Origin of the sequence: Aquisalimonas sp. APHAB1-3, assembly GCF_048323695.1 — a bacterium.
In the GTDB taxonomy this organism is placed as follows: Bacteria; Pseudomonadota; Gammaproteobacteria; order Nitrococcales; family Aquisalimonadaceae; genus Aquisalimonas.
Genome location: NZ_JBLWFT010000008.1, coordinates 118,578 through 136,660, shown reverse-complemented (window position 1 = coordinate 136,660; position 18,083 = coordinate 118,578). Strand labels below are relative to the sequence as shown.

General features: G+C 62.8%; 15 protein-coding genes. All 15 read left to right on the top strand.

What is annotated here, in order from left to right; translation table 11 throughout:
* Positions 1-2 precede the first annotated feature (2 nt).
* The 15 genes from nusG (at position 3) to rplW (ending at position 18,061) form a co-directional block, all read left to right on the top strand.
* Positions 3-536: a transcription termination/antitermination protein NusG gene (nusG, locus tag ACNSTU_RS12760; protein ID WP_290637284.1), complete on the top strand. Its 534-nt coding sequence runs from the start codon at positions 3-5 to the stop codon at positions 534-536.
* A gap of 104 nt (positions 537-640) precedes the next feature.
* Positions 641-1,075, top strand: a complete 435-nt coding sequence (gene rplK, locus ACNSTU_RS12755; RefSeq protein WP_290637282.1) for a 50S ribosomal protein L11 — start codon at positions 641-643, stop codon at positions 1,073-1,075.
* Positions 1,075-1,770 carry a 50S ribosomal protein L1 gene (gene rplA / locus ACNSTU_RS12750; RefSeq protein WP_290637281.1) on the top strand — a complete coding sequence of 232 codons (696 nt, stop codon included), beginning with the start codon at positions 1,075-1,077 and terminating at the stop codon, positions 1,768-1,770. The genes rplK and rplA overlap by 1 nt, the downstream gene beginning before the upstream one ends.
* A gap of 278 nt (positions 1,771-2,048) precedes the next feature.
* Positions 2,049-2,576: a 50S ribosomal protein L10 gene (gene rplJ, locus ACNSTU_RS12745; RefSeq protein WP_290637279.1), complete on the top strand. Its 528-nt coding sequence runs from the start codon at positions 2,049-2,051 to the stop codon at positions 2,574-2,576.
* 87 nt (positions 2,577-2,663) lie between these two features.
* The gene (rplL, locus tag ACNSTU_RS12740) at positions 2,664-3,044 is read left to right on the top strand and encodes a 50S ribosomal protein L7/L12 (protein ID WP_091646570.1); all 381 of its coding nucleotides are present in this window, start codon (positions 2,664-2,666) and stop codon (positions 3,042-3,044) included.
* Between the two features lie 195 nt (positions 3,045-3,239).
* Entirely contained in the window at positions 3,240-7,304 is a 4,065-nt protein-coding gene (rpoB, locus tag ACNSTU_RS12735; protein WP_290637278.1) for a DNA-directed RNA polymerase subunit beta, read from the top strand.
* A gap of 79 nt (positions 7,305-7,383) precedes the next feature.
* Positions 7,384-11,658 carry a DNA-directed RNA polymerase subunit beta' gene (gene rpoC, locus ACNSTU_RS12730; protein WP_290637276.1) on the top strand — a complete coding sequence of 1,425 codons (4,275 nt, stop codon included), beginning with the start codon at positions 7,384-7,386 and terminating at the stop codon, positions 11,656-11,658.
* A gap of 177 nt (positions 11,659-11,835) precedes the next feature.
* Complete coding sequence (gene rpsL, locus ACNSTU_RS12725; protein WP_290637274.1) at positions 11,836-12,210, top strand: 30S ribosomal protein S12; 375 nt, start codon at positions 11,836-11,838, stop codon at positions 12,208-12,210.
* Positions 12,211-12,251: 41 nt separating this feature from the next.
* Positions 12,252-12,722, top strand: a complete 471-nt coding sequence (gene rpsG, locus ACNSTU_RS12720; protein WP_290637272.1) for a 30S ribosomal protein S7 — start codon at positions 12,252-12,254, stop codon at positions 12,720-12,722.
* Between the two features lie 17 nt (positions 12,723-12,739).
* Positions 12,740-14,827: an elongation factor G gene (gene fusA / locus ACNSTU_RS12715; RefSeq protein ID WP_290637270.1), complete on the top strand. Its 2,088-nt coding sequence runs from the start codon at positions 12,740-12,742 to the stop codon at positions 14,825-14,827.
* Between the two features lie 97 nt (positions 14,828-14,924).
* Positions 14,925-16,115, top strand: coding sequence for an elongation factor Tu (gene tuf, locus ACNSTU_RS12710; protein WP_418212436.1), 1,191 nt, complete (start codon positions 14,925-14,927; stop codon positions 16,113-16,115).
* A 6-nt stretch (positions 16,116-16,121) separates the two neighbouring features.
* Positions 16,122-16,436 (top strand): 30S ribosomal protein S10, encoded by a 315-nt coding sequence (gene rpsJ, locus ACNSTU_RS12705; protein WP_091645214.1) that lies wholly within the window; start codon positions 16,122-16,124, stop codon positions 16,434-16,436.
* A gap of 73 nt (positions 16,437-16,509) precedes the next feature.
* Positions 16,510-17,166: a 50S ribosomal protein L3 gene (gene rplC, locus ACNSTU_RS12700; protein WP_290634270.1), complete on the top strand. Its 657-nt coding sequence runs from the start codon at positions 16,510-16,512 to the stop codon at positions 17,164-17,166.
* The gene (gene rplD / locus ACNSTU_RS12695) at positions 17,166-17,768 is read left to right on the top strand and encodes a 50S ribosomal protein L4 (protein WP_290634223.1); all 603 of its coding nucleotides are present in this window, start codon (positions 17,166-17,168) and stop codon (positions 17,766-17,768) included. Before rplC ends, rplD begins: the two co-directional genes overlap by 1 nt.
* Positions 17,765-18,061 carry a 50S ribosomal protein L23 gene (gene rplW / locus ACNSTU_RS12690; protein ID WP_290634225.1) on the top strand — a complete coding sequence of 99 codons (297 nt, stop codon included), beginning with the start codon at positions 17,765-17,767 and terminating at the stop codon, positions 18,059-18,061. Before rplD ends, rplW begins: the two co-directional genes overlap by 4 nt.
* The last annotated feature ends 22 nt before the right edge of the window (positions 18,062-18,083 follow it).

The following is an 18,083-nucleotide window of genomic DNA, read 5'->3' as shown; positions in this document are numbered from 1 at the left end:
GCATGACGATGCGCTGGTATGTGGTTCACGCCTATTCCGGGTTCGAAAACAAGGTCAAGCAGGCCATTGAAGAGCGCGTCAAGCGCGCCGGTCTGGAAGAGAAGTTCGGTGACATTCTCGTGCCCACCGAAGAGGTGGTCGAGATTCGCGGCGGGCAGAAGCGCCGCAGTGAGCGGAAGTTCTTCCCCGGTTACGTGCTGGTTCGCATGGAAATGGACGACGAGACCTGGCACCTGGTGAAGGAAGTGCCTAGGGTCATGGGGTTCATTGGCGGGCGCAGTGATCGGCCGGCGCCGATTTCCGATCGCGAAGCCGATCAGATCCTCAACCGGGTGCAGGAAGGCGTTGAGAAGCCGCGTCCGAAGGTGCTGTTCGAGGTGGGCGAGGTCGTGCGGGTCATCGATGGTCCGTTCACCGATTTCAACGGCGCCGTGGAAGAAGTGAACTACGAAAAGAGCCGCCTGCGGGTGGCCGTCCTGATCTTCGGTCGCTCCACGCCGGTGGAGTTGGGCTTCGATCAGGTCGAGAAAACCTGAGCCTGACGCTCGGGTAGAGCGCCGGATCGGGTTCACCCGTTCCGGCGTTGCGTATTTGAACCGGGGAGCCGAAAAGGCGTTCGCACCCACATCAGGAGGCTTTCATGGCCAAGAAGGTTTCAGCTTACATCAAGCTGCAAGTGAAGGCCGGTCAGGCCAACCCGTCGCCGCCCGTCGGCCCCGCGCTGGGTCAGCACGGCGTGAACATCATGGAGTTCTGTAAGGCGTTCAACGCCCAGACCCAGGAGATGGAGCCGGGCCTGCCGATTCCCGTGGTGATTACGGTCTACTCCGACCGCAGCTTCACGTTCATCACCAAGACCCCGCCGGCGGCGATCCTTCTCAAGAAGGCGGCCGGCATCAAGAGTGGTTCCGGTGTGCCGAACAAGAACAAGGTCGGCACGGTGACGCGTGAGCAGCTCGAGGAGATTGCACGCACCAAGGAGCCGGACCTGTCCGCCTCCGACATGGATGCGGCCGTTCGCACCATCGCCGGTAGTGCGCGGAGCATGGGTCTCGAGGTTGAGGGGGTCGAATAATGGCTAAGCTGACCAAGCGCCAGAAAGTGTTCGCCGAGAAGGTCGAGCGCGGCAAGCTGTACCCTGCCGAAGATGCGTTTGCACTGCTGAAGGATCTGCCGGCGCCTCGCTTCTCGGAGACGGTTGAAGTGGCGGTGAACCTGGGTGTTGATCCGCGGAAGTCCGATCAGATCGTGCGCGGTTCCACCGTACTGCCCAACGGCACCGGCAAGAGCGTGCGGGTTGCGGTCTTCGCCCAGGGCGACAAGGCCGAAGCCGCGAAGGAAGCCGGGGCCGACGTGGTCGGCATGGACGACCTTGCCGAACAGATCAAGGGCGGAGACCTGGACTTCAACGTGGTCATTGCCAGCCCTGATACCATGGGTACCGTGGGCAAGCTGGGAACGATTCTCGGCCCGCGCGGTCTCATGCCGAACCCGAAAGTCGGGACGGTTGCTCAGGATGTGGCCGCGGCGGTGAAGAACGCCAAGGCCGGTCAGGTGCGGTATCGCACCGACAAGAAAGGCATCATCCATGCCGGTATCGGCAAGATTGACTTTACGCCCCAGCAGCTGCGCGAGAACCTGGAAGCGCTGGTCTCCGACCTGAACAAGGCCAAGCCGGCGGCTGCCAAGGGCATTTACATGAAGAAGGTGACAGTGGCGTCCACCATGGGTCCGGGGATTGCCCTGGATCTGTCGTCGCTGAGCACCTGAACCAGATCCGCATCGGGTGATGGCGCTGCCATCGCCCGCGCGGTGTCTTGAGGCTGTCGGAAAGCGGCAGCCGTCAGAGACCGCTTGGCGCGGCTCCGGCCGCTTAATCGATCACCCCGGTGGTCGGCCAGCGTAGACGGTGCAGCCCCGGGCAGATCAATGCTGCGGAAGGCGACCGTTCAACCCCGAAAGGGGCGAGCCGGATTATCCGGCTCACACGCGCCTCGGCAACGTGTCGTTGTCGGGGGTCATGGCCAGGTTCCAGGAGGACATTCCCAATGCCAATGAGTCTGGAACAGAAAAAGGCGATGACCGCGGAAGTCAATGCGGTCGCCCAATCGGCCCACTCGGCCGTTGCTGCGGAGTACCGCGGTATCAAGGCGACCGAGATGGACAGCCTGCGCGCCCAGGCACGCAATCAGGGGGTCTACCTTCGGGTGGTCAAGAACTCGATTGCGCGTCGGGCTGTTGAAGGGACGGACTTCGAATGCATGACGGAGGAGTTCTCCGGTCCGCTGATGCTCGCATTCTCCCAGGAGGATCCGGGTTCTGCAGCGCGGCTGGTGAAGTCCTACGCCAAGGAGAACAACAAGCTTGTTCCGAAGTTCGTCTCCATCAGTGGTTCAGTCTACCCGGCCTCCGAACTGGAGCGTCTGGCGAGCCTGCCCACGCGCGACGAGGCTATCAGCAAGCTGATGGCGACCATGAAGGCGCCGACCCAGAAGCTGGCAACCACCTTGAACGAGGTGCCCGGCAAACTGGTGCGGACCCTGGCCGCTGTTCGCGACGCCAAAGAGGCGGGCTGATCGACTTCCGGTTTTCGTCTGATTCTTTCATTACGCAGTCAAAGCCCGAAGGGGCTGATCTGACCGTTTAAACGCAGGAGTTTCAAAATGGCCGTTTCCAAAGAGGACATCCTCGAGACGATCGGTAACATGAGCGTCCTCGAGATCGTTGATCTCATCGAGGCGATGGAAGAGAAGTTCGGCGTCACTGCTGCTGCCGCCGTGGCCGCTGCGCCTGCCGCCGCTGGTGGTGGTGAAGCTGAAGCCGCCGAAGAGAAGACCGAGTTCGACGTCATCCTGAGCAGCTTCGGTGACAACAAGGTCGGCGTGATCAAGGCCGTTCGCGGCATCACCGGCCTGGGCCTGAAGGAAGCCAAGGAAGTCGTCGAAGGCGCTCCGTCCCCGCTCAAGGAAGGCGCGAGCAAGGACGAAGCCGAAGAGATGAAGAGCAAGCTGGAAGAGGCTGGCGCTTCCGTCGAGATCAAGTAAGACTTGACGGCAGAGAGCGTTAGCAAGCTGTGATCGGGATCGGCTGGTGGCCCAGTGGCCGCCGGCCTTTTCCCGTTTCTGGGACAACCGGATGTCCGAGCGGGTTTAAAGTTACGTGCTTCGGCCGTTGTGGCCTGAGTGCGGAAGTTTAAACAACTGTCTCGTTCCCCGGACGAACATGGGTGAGGAACCTCGATGGCCTATTCGTTCACCGAAAAGAAGCGTATCCGCAAGGATTTCGGCAAGATCCCCAATATTCTGGAGGTCCCCTATCTTCTAGCGACGCAGCTGGATTCCTATCACCAGTTCCTGCAACTGGACTCCAACCCGGATCAGCGTGACGAAGGCGGTCTGCATGCCGCGTTCCGTTCCGTGTTTCCGATCAGCAGCTATTCGGGCTCCGCGGCGTTGGAGTACGTGAACTACCGTATCGGTACGCCCGTGTTCGACGTCAAGGAGTGCCAGCTCCGCGGCATGACCTACGCGGCGCCGCTGCGCGCCCTGGTGCGTCTCGTCATTTATGACAAGGACGCCAAGACGGTCAAGGACGTCAAGGAGCAGGAAGTCTACATGGGCGAACTGCCGCTCATGACCGAGAACGGCACGTTCGTGGTGAACGGCACCGAGCGCGTCATCGTCAACCAGCTGCACCGCTCGCCCGGTGTGTTCTTCGACCACGACAAGGGCAAGACGCACTCTTCGGGCAAGCTGCTGTTCTCCGCGCGGGTGATTCCCTATCGCGGCTCCTGGCTCGATTTCGAGTTCGATCCCAAGGACAACATCTTCGTGCGCATCGACCGTCGCCGGAAGCTGCCGGCGACCATTCTGCTGCGCGCGCTGGGCTACGGCCCGGAAGAGATCCTGGATCTCTTCTTCGAAAAGAACACGTTCCACTTCAAGACGGACAGCGTGGTCCTGGACCTGGTCCCGGAGCGGCTGCGTGGCGAGACCGCCCAGTTCCCCATCGAGCTCAACGGCGAGGTGCTGGTGGAGCAGGGGCGGCGCGTAACCGCGCGGCACATCCGCCAAATGGAAAAGGCGGAAATGAAGCAGCTCACGGTGCCGGAAGAGTACCTGGAAGGCCGCATTCTGGCCCATGACGTGGTCGACGCCTCCACCGGCGAAGTGATTGCCGAAGCCAACGCCGAGCTGACGCCCGACAGCATCCAGGCCATGCGCGATGCCGGTATCAAGAAGATCGATACCCTGTTCGTGAACGACCTGGACCAGGGGCCGTACGTGTCCAACACGCTGCGGATCGATACCACGCGCACGCAGCTGGAATCGCTGGTCGAGATCTACCGCATGATGCGGCCCGGCGAGCCGCCGACGAAGGATGCCGCCGAGAGCCTGTTCCAGAACCTGTTCTTCTCGGAAGACCGGTACGACCTCTCCGCCGTGGGCCGGATGAAGTTCAATCTCCGGGTCGGTCGCGACGAAGTGACCGGTTCGGGCACCCTGAGCAACGACGACATCATCGACGTGCTCAAGGCGATGATCGACATCCGCAACGGCAAGGACACGGTCGATGACATCGACCACCTGGGGAACCGCCGCATCCGCTCCGTTGGCGAGATGGCGGAGAATGTCTTCCGGGTCGGCCTGGTGCGTGTGGAGCGCGCGGTGCGCGAGCGGCTGAGCCTGGCCGAGAGCGAGGGGCTGATGCCCCAGGAACTGATCAATGCCAAGCCGGTGGCGGCGGCGATCAAGGAGTTCTTTGGCTCCTCCCAGCTGTCGCAGTTCATGGACCAGAACAATCCGCTCTCCGAGGTGACCCACAAGCGCCGGGTCTCCGCTCTCGGGCCGGGTGGTCTCACACGTGAGCGCGCCGGCTTCGAAGTCCGCGACGTGCATCCGACCCACTACGGCCGGGTCTGCCCGATCGAGACGCCGGAAGGGCCGAACATCGGTCTGATCAACTCGCTGGCGTGCTACGCCCGCACCAACCGTTACGGCTTCCTGGAGACGCCGTACCGGCGGGTGGTGGACGGACAGGTCACGTCCCAGGTGGACTACCTGTCGGCGATCGAGGAGTCGCGCTACATCATCGCCCAGGCCAACGCCCGGCTGGACGAGAACGGCAACCTGGCGGACGACCTGATCTCGATCCGGCACCAGAACGAATTCGGCATGTCCACGCCGGACAAGATCCAGTACATGGACGTGTCGCCGAAGCAGACCGTCTCCGTGGCCGCGGCGCTGGTGCCGTTCCTGGAGCACGACGACGCCAACCGCGCGCTCATGGGCGCCAACATGCAGCGCCAGGCGGTGCCGACGCTGCGGGGCGAGAAGCCGCTGGTGGGGACCGGCATGGAACGTGCCGTGGCCACCGACTCCGGTGTCACCGTGGTGGCGCGCCGGGGCGGAGTGGTCGAGTCCGTGGACGCCGCGCGGGCCGTCATCCGTGTCAACGACGACGAGACGGCGCCGGGCGAGCCGGGTGTGGATATCTACAACCTCACCAAGTACACGCGCTCGAACCAGAACACCTGCATCAACCAGAAATCGCTGGTGAACGTGGGTGACGTGGTGGCCACCGGTGACGTGCTGGCCGACGGCCCGAGCACGGACATGGGCGAGCTGGCGCTGGGGCAGAACATGCTCATCGCCTTCATGCCCTGGAACGGTTACAACTTCGAGGACTCCATCCTCATCTCCGAGCGGGTGGTTCAGGAGGATCGTTACACCACGATCCACATCGAGGAGCTCACCTGCGTCGCCCGGGATACCAAACTCGGGCCGGAGGAGATCACCGCGGATATCCCCAACGTGGGCGAGTCCGCCCTGTCCAAGCTGGACGAGGCCGGTATTGTCTACATCGGGGCCGAGGTGAAGGCGGGTGACATCCTGGTCGGCAAGGTGACGCCCAAGGGCGAGAGCCAGCTGACGCCGGAGGAGAAACTCCTGCGCGCCATCTTCGGCGAGAAGGCGTCGGACGTGAAGGATACCTCCTCCCGGGTGTCCTCGGGCATGGACGGCACGGTCATCGACGTGCAGGTCTTCACCCGGGACGGCGTGGAGAAGGACTCCCGTGCGCTGTCCATCGAGCGCGAGGCGCTGGCGAAGATCCGCAAGGATCTGGACGACCAGTACCGCATCTTCGAGGACGACGCCTTCCAGCGCGTGCAGTCGGCCATTGTCGGCCTGGAAGCCGAAGGCGGCCCGAACGGCCTGAAGTCCGGCAACAAGGTCTCCGAGAAATACCTGGAGACGCTGGATCGGGACAAGTGGTTCGAGATCCGTCTGAAGGACGAGTCCGCGAACGAACTCCTGGAGCGGGTGCAGCAGCAGCTGAAGTCCCAGCAGGAGGCGTTCGAGCAGCACTTCGAGGAGAAGAAGGGCAAGATCACCCAGGGGGATGACCTCGCTCCCGGTGTGCTCAAGATGGTCAAGGTCTACCTGGCGGTGAAGCGCCGTTTCCAGGCCGGTGACAAGATGGCCGGGCGCCACGGGAACAAGGGCGTCATCTCCATGATCGTGCCCCAGGAGGACATGCCGTTCGACAAGGACGGCCGTCCCGTGGACGTGGTGCTCAGCCCACTGGGTGTGCCATCACGCATGAATGTGGGGCAGGTGCTCGAGGTCCATCTGGGCTGGGCGGCCAAGGAGTTGGGGCGCAAGCTCGCCAATATGCTGGACGCCAAGGCCAAGGTGGACGAGCTGCGTCAGGAACTGGATGCCATCTACAACCACAGTGGCCAGACCGTGGACCTGGCGAACCTCAGCGACGAAGAGGTGGTTCGCCTGTGTGGCAACCTTCGCGGCGGGGTGCCCATGGCAACGCCGGTGTTCGATGGTGCCAACGAGGATGAGATCAAGTACATGCTGCGCCAGGCGGGGCTTCCGGAGTCCGGTCAGACCACGCTCTTCGATGGGCGCACGGGCGATGCGTTTGACCGCCCTGTGACCGTGGGCTACATGTACATGCTTAAGCTCAACCACCTCATCGACGACAAGGTGCACGCCCGTTCCACCGGGCCGTACTCGCTGGTCACCCAGCAGCCGCTGGGCGGTAAGGCGCAGTTCGGCGGGCAGCGGTTTGGTGAGATGGAAGTCTGGGCGCTGGAGGCCTACGGTGCGGCGTATACGCTGCAGGAGATGCTGACGGTGAAATCCGATGACGTGAACGGCCGGACACAGATGTACAAGAACATCGTGGACGGCAATCATGAAATGAAGGCCGGTATGCCCGAGTCCTTCAACGTGTTGATCAAGGAGATCCGCTCCCTCGGTATCAATATCGAGCTGGAACAGGACTGATCACCACAAGCGCACCGCTGCCGGGGGAAACCCGGCAGCGGCGTCAGCATTCACGAACGAGGTTGGCGGACGAACGGCTATGAAAGACCTTCTCAATCTGTTCAAGCAGGCCGGCGGACAGCCGGATGATTTCGACTCCATCCGGATCAAGCTGGCTTCGCCGGAAATGATCCGGTCCTGGTCATTCGGTGAAGTAAAGAAGCCGGAGACCATCAATTACCGTACCTTCAAGCCGGAGCGCGACGGCCTGTTCTGCGCCAAGATCTTCGGTCCGGTGAAGGATTACGAGTGCCTGTGCGGCAAGTACAAGCGGCTCAAGCATCGCGGCGTGGTCTGCGAGAAGTGCGGCGTCGAGGTGACGCTGGCCAAGGTGCGCCGCGAGCGCATGGGCCACATCGACCTGGCCAGCCCGGTTGCACACATCTGGTACCTGAAGTCCCTGCCCAGCCGCATCGGTCTGCTGCTGGACATGACCCTGCGCGACATCGAGCGCGTTCTCTACTTCGAGGCGTTCATCGTCATCGATCCGGGCATGACGCCGCTGGAGCGCGGCCAGCTCCTCACCGACGAGGGCTACCTGGACGCGGTGGAGCAGTACGGCGACGAGTTCGACGCCCGCATGGGCGCGGAGGCGGTGAAGGAGCTGCTGTCGAGCGTGGAGCTTCAGGAAGAGCAGCAGAAGCTGCGCGAGGAGCTCAACGCCACCAACTCCGACACCAAGATCAAGCGGCTGTCCAAGCGGCTGAAGATCGTTGAGGCGTTCATCGAGTCCGGCAACAAGCCGGAGTGGATGGTGCTGGACGTGCTGCCGGTGCTGCCGCCGGATCTGCGGCCGCTCGTGCCGCTGGACGGCGGTCGCTTCGCCACCAGTGATCTGAACGATCTGTACCGGCGGGTGATCAACCGCAACAACCGCCTCAAGCGGCTGCTGGAGCTGAACGCCCCGGACATCATCGTGCGCAACGAAAAGCGCATGCTGCAGGAGTCCGTGGACGCATTGCTGGACAACGGCCGCCGCGGTCGCGCCATTACCGGCACCAACAAGCGTCCGCTGAAGTCCCTGGCCGACATGATCAAGGGCAAGCAGGGCCGTTTCCGGCAGAACCTGCTCGGCAAGCGCGTTGACTACTCCGGTCGCTCCGTGATCGTGGTGGGTCCGACCCTGCGTCTGCACCAGTGCGGGCTGCCCAAGCGCATGGCGCTGGAGCTGTTCAAGCCGTTCATTTTCTCCAAGCTGCAGCGGCTCGGGTTGGCGACCACCATCAAGGCGGCCAAGAAGATGGTCGAGCGCGAGGCGCCGGAAGTCTGGGACATCCTCGAAGATGTCATCCGGGAGCACCCGGTGCTTCTCAACCGTGCGCCGACCCTGCACAGGCTGGGTATCCAGGCGTTCGAGCCGGTGCTGATCGAGGGCAAGGCCATCCAGCTGCATCCGCTGGTCTGCACCGCCTACAACGCCGACTTCGACGGCGACCAGATGGCCGTGCACGTGCCCCTGTCTCTGGAGGCGCAGCTGGAATCCCGCGCCCTGATGATGGCGACCAACAACATCCTGTCGCCCGCCAGCGGTGATCCCATCATCGTGCCGTCCCAGGACGTGGTGCTGGGCCTGTACTACATGTCCCGCCACCGGGTGAACGCGTCCGGCGAGGGCACGCGCTTCTCCGACCTGAATGAGGTCCACCGGGCCTACGACAGCGGTCAGGTGGGTCTGCAGGCGGCCGTGCAGGTGCGTATCAAGGAGACGGTGATCGAGGAGGACGGTTCGCGCCGCGAGACCATTACCCGTTACGACACCACCGTTGGCCGTGCGCTGATCTACCGCATCATGCCGGAAGGCCTGCCGTTCGAGCTGGTGAACCGTGAGATGAACAAGAAGTCGATCTCCGCCACCATCAACGCCTGCTACCGCGATGTGGGCCTGAAGGAGACGGTGATCTTCGCCGACCAGCTCATGTACATGGGCTTCCACTTCTCCACCCGGGCCGCCGTGTCCATCGGCGTGAATGACATGGTCATCCCGGAGGAAAAGGGCGGCATTCTCGGCGGTGCCGAGGAAGAGGTGAAGGACATCGAGGAACAGTACGCCTCGGGTCTGGTTACCAACGGCGAGCGGTACAACAAGGTGGTCGACATCTGGTCCCGCACCAACGACCAGGTGGCCAAGGCCATGATGGACAAACTCGGCACGGAAGCCGTGGTGGACGCCGAGGGCAACGAGGTGCGGCAGTCGTCGTTCAACTCCATCTTCATGATGGCCGATTCCGGCGCCCGTGGTTCTGCTGCCCAGATCCGCCAGCTCTCCGGGATGCGTGGTCTGATGGCCAAGCCGGATGGCTCCATTATCGAGACCCCGATCACGGCGAACTTCCGTGAAGGCCTGAACGTGCTGCAGTACTTCATCTCCACGCACGGCGCCCGTAAGGGTCTGGCGGATACGGCGCTCAAGACCGCCAACTCCGGTTACCTGACCCGCCGTCTCGTGGATGTCGCTCAGGACCTGGTGGTCACCGAGCACGACTGCGGTACCGAGAACGGTGTCTACATGTCGCCCATCATCGAAGGTGGTGACGTGGTGGAACCGCTGCGCGAGCGCGTGCTGGGCCGTGTGCTCTGCAACGACGTGCTCGACAGCGAGAGCCAGGAAGTGGCCCTGCCCGCCGGTACCCTGCTCGACGAAGCGCTGGTCGACCAGATGGAAACCATGGGTGTGGACGAGGTGAAGGTGCGCTCGCCCATCACCTGTAACACCCGTCACGGTGTGTGCTCCATGTGTTACGGCCGCGATCTGGCCCGCGGGCATCAGGTCAACGTGGGCGAATCCGTGGGCGTCATCGCCGCGCAGTCCATCGGTGAGCCGGGTACGCAGCTGACCATGCGCACGTTCCACATCGGTGGTGCGGCTTCTCGTGCCGCCGCCGTGAGCGACGTGGAAGTCAAGTCGGCCGGTCGTGTGCGGTTCCACAAGCTGAACACCATTCAGCACCACTCGGGCAACCTGGTTGTGGTCTCCCGTTCCGGCGAGATCACGGTCATGGACGAGCAGGGCCGTGAGCGTGAGCGCTACAAGGTTCCTTACGGTGCCACGGTGCCGGTGAACGAGGGCGATGCGGTGGAAGCCAACCAGGTGGTCGCTACCTGGGATCCGCACACCCACCCGATTGTCACCGAGGTGCGCGGTCGCCTGCGGTTCTTCGACTTCATCGAAGGCGTGACCGTGAATCGCCAGGTGGACGAGATCACCGGCCTGTCCAGTCTCGAGATCACCGATCCGAAGACCCGCGGCAACCAGGAGTATGACAGTCAGCTCCCGGGCGCCAAGAAGGACGAGCGCGTGGCCGCCAAGGACATGCGGCCGATGATCAAGCTGGTGGATGATGACGGCAAGGACGTCATGATCCCCGGCACGGACATCCCGGCGCAGTACTACCTGCCGGCGGGCGCGATCATCAGCGTGGAAGACAACGCTGACGTGGACGTCGGTGACGTGCTGGCGAGGATTCCGCAGGAGTCTTCCAAGACCCGTGACATTACCGGTGGTCTGCCCCGTGTTGCCGATCTGTTCGAGGCGCGCAAGCCGAAGGAGCCGGCGATCCTCGCCGAGATCTCCGGCACCGTCTCGTTCGGCAAGGAGACCAAGGGCAAGCAGCGCCTGATCATCACGCCGCAGGAGGGTGACAGCTACGAGGAGCTGATTCCCAAGTGGCGCAACATCAACGTGTTCGAAGGCGAGCACGTGGAGCGCGGTGAGGTGGTTGCCGACGGTGAGCCGAGCCCGCACGACATCCTGCGTCTGCTGGGCGTGCCGGCGCTTGCCGCGTACGTCGTCAAGGAAATCCAGGACGTCTACCGGCTGCAGGGCGTGAAGATCAACGACAAGCACATTGAAGTGATCATCCGCCAGATGCTGCGCAAGGCCGAGGTCACGGACTCCGGCGACAGCACGCTGCTGCGAGGTGAGCAGGTCGATCGTGCCACCGCGGACGAGATCAACGACGAGCTCGCCATCGGCGAGAAGGCACCGGTGTATTACCAGCCGGTCCTGCTCGGCATTACCAAGGCGTCGCTGTCCACCGAGTCGTTCATCTCGGCGGCCTCCTTCCAGGAGACGACGCGGGTTCTCACCGAAGCGTCGGTACGCGGTGGCAAGGACGATCTCCGCGGACTCAAGGAGAACGTCATCGTGGGCCGGCTCATTCCGGCGGGCACCGGGTTCGCCTACCACGAGGAGCGGCGCCGGCAACGGCAGATGGGTCTGCCGACCTCTGCGGCAGATGCCGAAGCCGAGCTGGCTTCGGAACTTGCCGAGAGCGACAGTGAAGCAACGGAGCGTAGCGAGACGCCGGACGAGTAACACGGCGTTTTGCCGCGGGCCCGCCGGCCTGAAGGGCGGGCCCGTTATTGCCTTCGGAAACCCCCGTCAGCCAAGGGTTTGGTTGACAGGGGGACCCTGTCTGCCTACAATTGCGCACCTTCGACAGGCCGGCTCGTTCGGCCTGTCGTTTGTTTACAGCTTGGAGTGAACGAATTAATGGCTACGATCAATCAGTTGGTCCGCAAGGGACGCCGTAGCAAGACCGCGAAAAGCAACGTGCCGGCGCTCGAGGCCAGTCCCCAGCGTCGCGGCGTATGCACGCGTGTTTACACTACCACGCCGAAGAAGCCGAACTCGGCCCTGCGTAAGGTCGCGCGTGTGCGTCTGACCAACGGTTACGAAGTCGCCTCCTATATCGGTGGTGAAGGTCATAACCTCCAGGAGCATTCGGTCGTTCTGATCCGCGGCGGTCGTGTAAAGGACTTGCCCGGTGTGCGTTATCACACGGTTCGTGGCGCGCTGGACACTGCTGGTGTCGACAAGCGCCGCCAGGGCCGTTCCAAGTACGGTACCAAGAGGCCCAAGGGCTAGTCGGTTCCGTCCCAGTATTCTGAAAGGCTTCGGGTAATATCATGCCGAGAAGACGTGAAGTTCCCAAACGTAAAGTCCTTCCCGATCCCAAATTCGGGAGTGAGCTGCTGGCGAAGTTCGTCAACATGCTCATGAGTGACGGCAAGAAGTCCGTCGCCGAGCGGATCGTGTACAACGCGCTGGACGAGATCCAGGCCAAGGGAAGCGCAGAGCCTGTCGCGACCCTGGAGCAGGCGCTGGAGAACATCCGCCCGACGGTCGAGGTGAAGTCGCGTCGCGTTGGCGGTGCCACGTACCAGGTGCCGGTGGAAGTCCGTCCCGATCGGCGTAACACGCTTGCCATGCGCTGGCTGATCGAGGCCGCGCGCAAGCGCAGCGAAAAGACGATGTCCCAGCGCCTGTCCGGCGAGGTTCGGGATGCCGCGGAGAGTCGCGGCACCGCGGTGAAAAAGCGTGAAGACACGCACCGCATGGCCGAAGCCAACAAGGCGTTTTCTCACTATCGCTGGTAACAGCAAGGGTAATTACCGTGCCACGCAAGACTCCAATCGAGCGCTATCGCAATATCGGCATCATGGCGCACATCGATGCCGGCAAGACCACCGTCACCGAGCGCATCCTGTTCTATACCGGGATCTCCCACAAGATGGGGGAGACCCACGATGGTGCGTCGGTCATGGACTGGATGAGCCAAGAGCAGGAGCGTGGCATCACGATCACCTCCGCCGCTACGACGACCTTCTGGCGGGGGATGGATCAGCAGTACCCCGAGACGCGTATCAACATCATCGACACGCCCGGGCACGTTGATTTCACCATCGAGGTGGAGCGCTCGCTGCGGGTGCTCGATGGCGCCGTTTGTGTGCTGGACGCCAATGCGGGCGTGGAGCCGCAGACCGAGACCGTCTGGCGGCAGGCGAACAAGTACGGGGTCCCGCGCCTCGTGTTCGTCAACAAGATGGACAAGATGGGTGCAGACTACTACCGCTGCATCGACATGGTGCGGAACCGGCTCGGCGCCCATGCCGTGCCGCTGCAGCTCTCCATCGGAGCCGAGGATGAGTTCGCCGGTGTCGTGGATCTCCTGCGGATGCAGGCGATCTACTGGAACGCCGATGATGCGGGGGTCACCTACGAGACCGCCGATATCCCGGACGACCTCAAGGAAACCGCGGAGAAGTATCGCGAAGAACTCGTCGAGGCCGCGGCCGAGGCCGACGAAGAGCTCATGAACAAGTACCTTGAAGGTGAGCTGACCGACGACGACATTCGTGCTGGTCTGCGCAAGCGCACCATCGCCAACGAAATCGTCCCCATTACCTGCGGTACGGCGTTCAAGAACAAGGGTGTTCAGGCTCTGCTGGATGCGGTCATCGAGTATCTGCCCAACCCGTGGGAGGTTCCCGCGGTTGAGGGTGAGCTGGACAACGGCGAGAAGGCGGAGCGGCATCCGGACGACGAAGAGCCGTTCGCCGCGCTGGCGTTCAAGATCGCGACTGACCCTTATGTCGGCACGCTGACGTTCTTCCGCGTCTACTCCGGTGTAATCAGCTCCGGTGACCAGATCTACAATCCGGTCAAGGGCAAGAAGGAGCGTGTGGGTCGGCTTGTGCAGATGCACTCCAACGATCGCCAGGAGATCAAGGAAGTACGCGCGGGTGATATCGCCGCCGCCGTTGGTCTCAAGGACGTGACGACCGGTGACACGCTGTGCGCTGCTGGCAGTCACATCACGCTGGAGCGGATGGAGTTTCCGGACCCGGTTATCTCTGTGGCCGTGGAGCCGAAGTCCAAGGCGGACCAGGAGAAGATGGGCATGGCCCTGGGCAAGCTCGCCCAAGAGGATCCGTCCTTCCAGGTGCGTACCGACGAAGAATCCGGCCAGACCATTATCTCCGGTATGGGCGAACTGCACCTGGAGATCATCGTTGACCGGATGAAGCGGGAGTTCAAGGTCGAGGCCAACGTGGGTAACCCGCAGGTGGCCTACCGCGAGAGCATCCGCAAAGAAGTCGAGCAGGAAGGCAAGTTCGTCCGGCAGTCCGGTGGTCGCGGTCAGTTCGGTCACGTCTGGATCCGTCTGGTGCCGCTGGATCGCGGCGGCGAGTACGAGTTCGAGAACAAGATCGTCGGTGGCGTTATTCCCAAGGAGTACATCCCGTCGGTAGACAAGGGCATCCAGGAGCAGTCCGAGAACGGCGTCATTGCCGGGTTCCCGGTGGTCGACTTCAAGGTGGTGCTGTTCGACGGCTCCTACCACGATGTTGACTCTTCTGAAATGGCGTTTAAGATTGCCGGCTCCATGGCATTCAAGGAAGCCGTGGCCAAGGCCGATCCGGTCCTCCTCGAGCCGATGATGGCCGTCGAGGTGGTGACGCCCGAAGACTACATGGGCGACGTGGTCGGTGACCTTAACCGCCGTCGCGGCACGATCAAGGGCATGGAAGAGGCCCCGGTTGGCCGGATCATCCGCGCCGACGTGCCGCTGAAGGAAATGTTCGGCTACTCCACGGATCTGCGTTCCGCGACCCAGGGGCGTGCCAGCTACGTCATGACCTTTGATCACTACGCGGAAGCGCCTGCGAGCGTCGCTGCGGAGGTGCAGAAAGCCTCCTGAGCGAACCGCTGCCCGCCACCGGAGCGGTGGCCCCGCGGTGATTGGAATTCGTGTCGGCGTCCCTGGCGCCGGCAGCAACAGTACAAGGGGATGAATCGTGTCCAAGAGCAAGTTTGAGCGTAGTAAGCCGCACTGCAACGTGGGAACGATTGGTCACGTTGACCATGGTAAGACGACGCTGACTGCAGCCATGACGAAGGTGATGGGTGAGCAGTCTGGTGGTGACGTTCGCGCGTTTGACCAGATTGACAATGCGCCGGAGGAGAAGGCGCGTGGTATCACGATTGCGACGGCGCACGTGGAGTACGAGTCGAGCGAGCGTCACTATGCGCACGTGGACTGCCCGGGTCACGCGGACTATGTGAAGAACATGATCACGGGTGCGGCGCAGATGGACGGTGCGATTCTGGTGGTGTCGGCGGCGGACGGTCCGATGCCGCAGACGCGCGAGCACATTCTGCTGAGTCGCCAGGTTGGTGTTCCGTTCATTGTGGTGTATCTGAACAAGGCGGACATGGTCGACGATCCGGAGCTGCTGGAGCTCGTGGAGATGGAGGTTCGTGATCTGCTGAGCCAGTACGATTTCCCGGGCGACGACACGCCGATCATCACGGGTTCGGCGCTGAAGGCGCTGGAGGGTGACACCTCGGAGATTGGCGCGCCGTCGATCGTGAAGCTGGTCGAGGCGATGGACGCGTTCATTCCGACGCCGGACCGTCCGGTGGATCAGCCGTTCCTGATGCCGATCGAGGACGTGTTCTCGATTTCGGGTCGCGGCACGGTGGTGACGGGTCGTGTTGAGCGTGGTGTTGTGAAGACCGGCGAGGAAGTCGAGATCGTTGGCATTCGCCCGACGGTGAAGACGGTTTGCACGGGTGTTGAGATGTTCCGCAAGCTGCTGGACCAGGGCGAGGCGGGTGACAACATTGGTGCGCTGCTGCGTGGCACGAAGCGTGATGATGTCGAGCGTGGTCAGGTGCTGTGCAAGCCGGGTTCGATCACGCCGCACACGAAGTTCGAGTGCGAGGTGTACATTCTGTCGAAGGACGAGGGTGGTCGTCACACGCCGTTCTTCAACGGGTATCGTCCGCAGTTTTACTTCCGTACGACGGACGTGACGGGTTCTTGCGAGCTGCCGTCGGGTACGGAGATGGTGATGCCGGGTGACAACGTGCAGATGACGGTGTCGCTGATTGCTCCGATCGCGATGGAAGACGGTCTGCGTTTTGCCATCCGCGAAGGCGGCCGCACCGTCGGTGCCGGCGTCGTATCGAAGATTGTTGAGTAAGCCGATATGACTACCAATCAGAAGATTCGCATTCGACTCAAGGCGTTTGACCACCGGCTGATTGATGTATCGGCCGGTGAGATCGTCGAAACCGCGAAGCGGACCGGCGCCCAGGTGCGTGGTCCGATTCCGCTGCCGACGAAGAAGGAACGCTACACTCTGCTGATTTCCCCGCATGTCAACAAGGATGCCCGGGATCAGTACGAGATCCGGACGCACAAGCGTCTGATGGACATTATCGACCCGACGGACAAGACGGTGGACGCGCTGATGAAGCTCGACCTGGCCGCCGGTGTCGACGTACAGATCAAGCTTTACTGAAGCGTTACGCTAAGCAGGGCCCGGCCGCGCCGACCGGTGCGGCCAGGGCTCTTTGTCTCTGGAAGAGGTAACGATGGCTATCGGAATCGTCGGTCGTAAACGCGGCATGACGCGGATCTTTACCGAGGACGGCGCGTCCGTCCCGGTGACCGTGATCGAGGCCACCCCGAATCGCATCACGCAGCTCAAGAACGCTGACGTCGATGGATATCAGGCGGTGCAGGTCACGGCGGGCACGCGTCGTCCGTCCCGTGTGACCAAGCCCCTCGCCGGGCATTTCGCCAAGGCGGGTGTGGACGCCGGTCGCGGCCTGTGGGAATTCAGGCTTGCCGAAGGTGAGGAAGCGTCGCTGGAAGTCGGCGGCGAGATCAAGGTCGATGCCTTTGAGGCCGGGCAGCACGTCGACGTGCGCGGGGTCAGCAAGGGCAAGGGCTTTGCAGGTGGCGTGAAACGTCACAACTTCGCCACGCAGGACGCCACCCACGGCAACTCCAAGGCCCACCGGGCGCCGGGCTCCATCGGTCAGAACCAGTCCCCCGGGCGTGTGTTCAAGGGCAAGAAGATGGCCGGGCAGATGGGCAACAAGGCGGTCACCGAGGCGAACCTCGAGATCGTCCGCGTGGATGCGGAGAGGAACCTGCTGCTGGTCAGGGGCGCGGTTCCCGGCGCAACCGGTTCCGACGTCATCGTCCAGCCGACGGTGAAGGCCGTTGAAGGGAGGAGCAGCTAATGGAACTCCAGACCCATGGCGGCGGCAAGGTGACCGTGTCCGACGCAGCCTTCGGCCGTGAATTCAATGAAGGCCTGGTTCACCAGGTGGTCACTGCGTATCTGGCAGGCGGCCGCGCCGGGACCAAGGCGCAGAAGAGCCGGTCCGACGTCAGTGGCGGCGGCTCCAAGCCGTGGCGGCAGAAGGGCACCGGCCGCGCCCGCGCGGGGACGATTCGCAGCCCGATCTGGCGCAGCGGTGGCAAGACCTTCGCGGCGCGCCCGCGTGACTTCTCGCAGAAAGTGAATCGCAAGGCGTACCGCGCGGCGATCAGCAGTATTTTCTCCGAGCTCGCTCGCCAGGACCGCCTGGTGGTTGTCGACGCGTTCGAGGTCGAAGAGCCGAAGACCAAGGCGCTGCTGGCCAAGCTGACCGGAATGGGCACGACCAATGCCCTGATCGTCACCGAAGCGGATTCCGACAACCTGTACCTGGCGTCCCGGAATCTGCGCGGCGTTGACGTGACGGATTCCGCCGGCCTGGATCCGGTGAGCCTGGTCGCGTTCGAGAAAGTCGTGATCACGGTGGACGCGCTCAAGCGCGTTGAGGAGTGGCTGGTATGAACCAGGAACGTATGTACGAGATTCTGCTTGCGCCGCATGTCTCTGAGAAAAGCACCGTGGTGGCCGAAGATGCCGGGCAGGTGGTGTTCCGGGTCAAGCGGGACGCGAACAAGCGTGAGATCAAGCAAGCCGTCGAACAGCTGTTCGACGTCAAGGTGACGGATGTGCGCACCGCGCTGATGAAGGGCAAGGTCAAGGGCTTTGGCCGCATCAAGGGGCGCCGTCCTAACTGGAAAAAGGCCTACGTGGCCCTCGAGGCTGGCCAGGACATCGATTTCCTGGGCGGTGAATAACGAACGCACAGCGACGGATAGA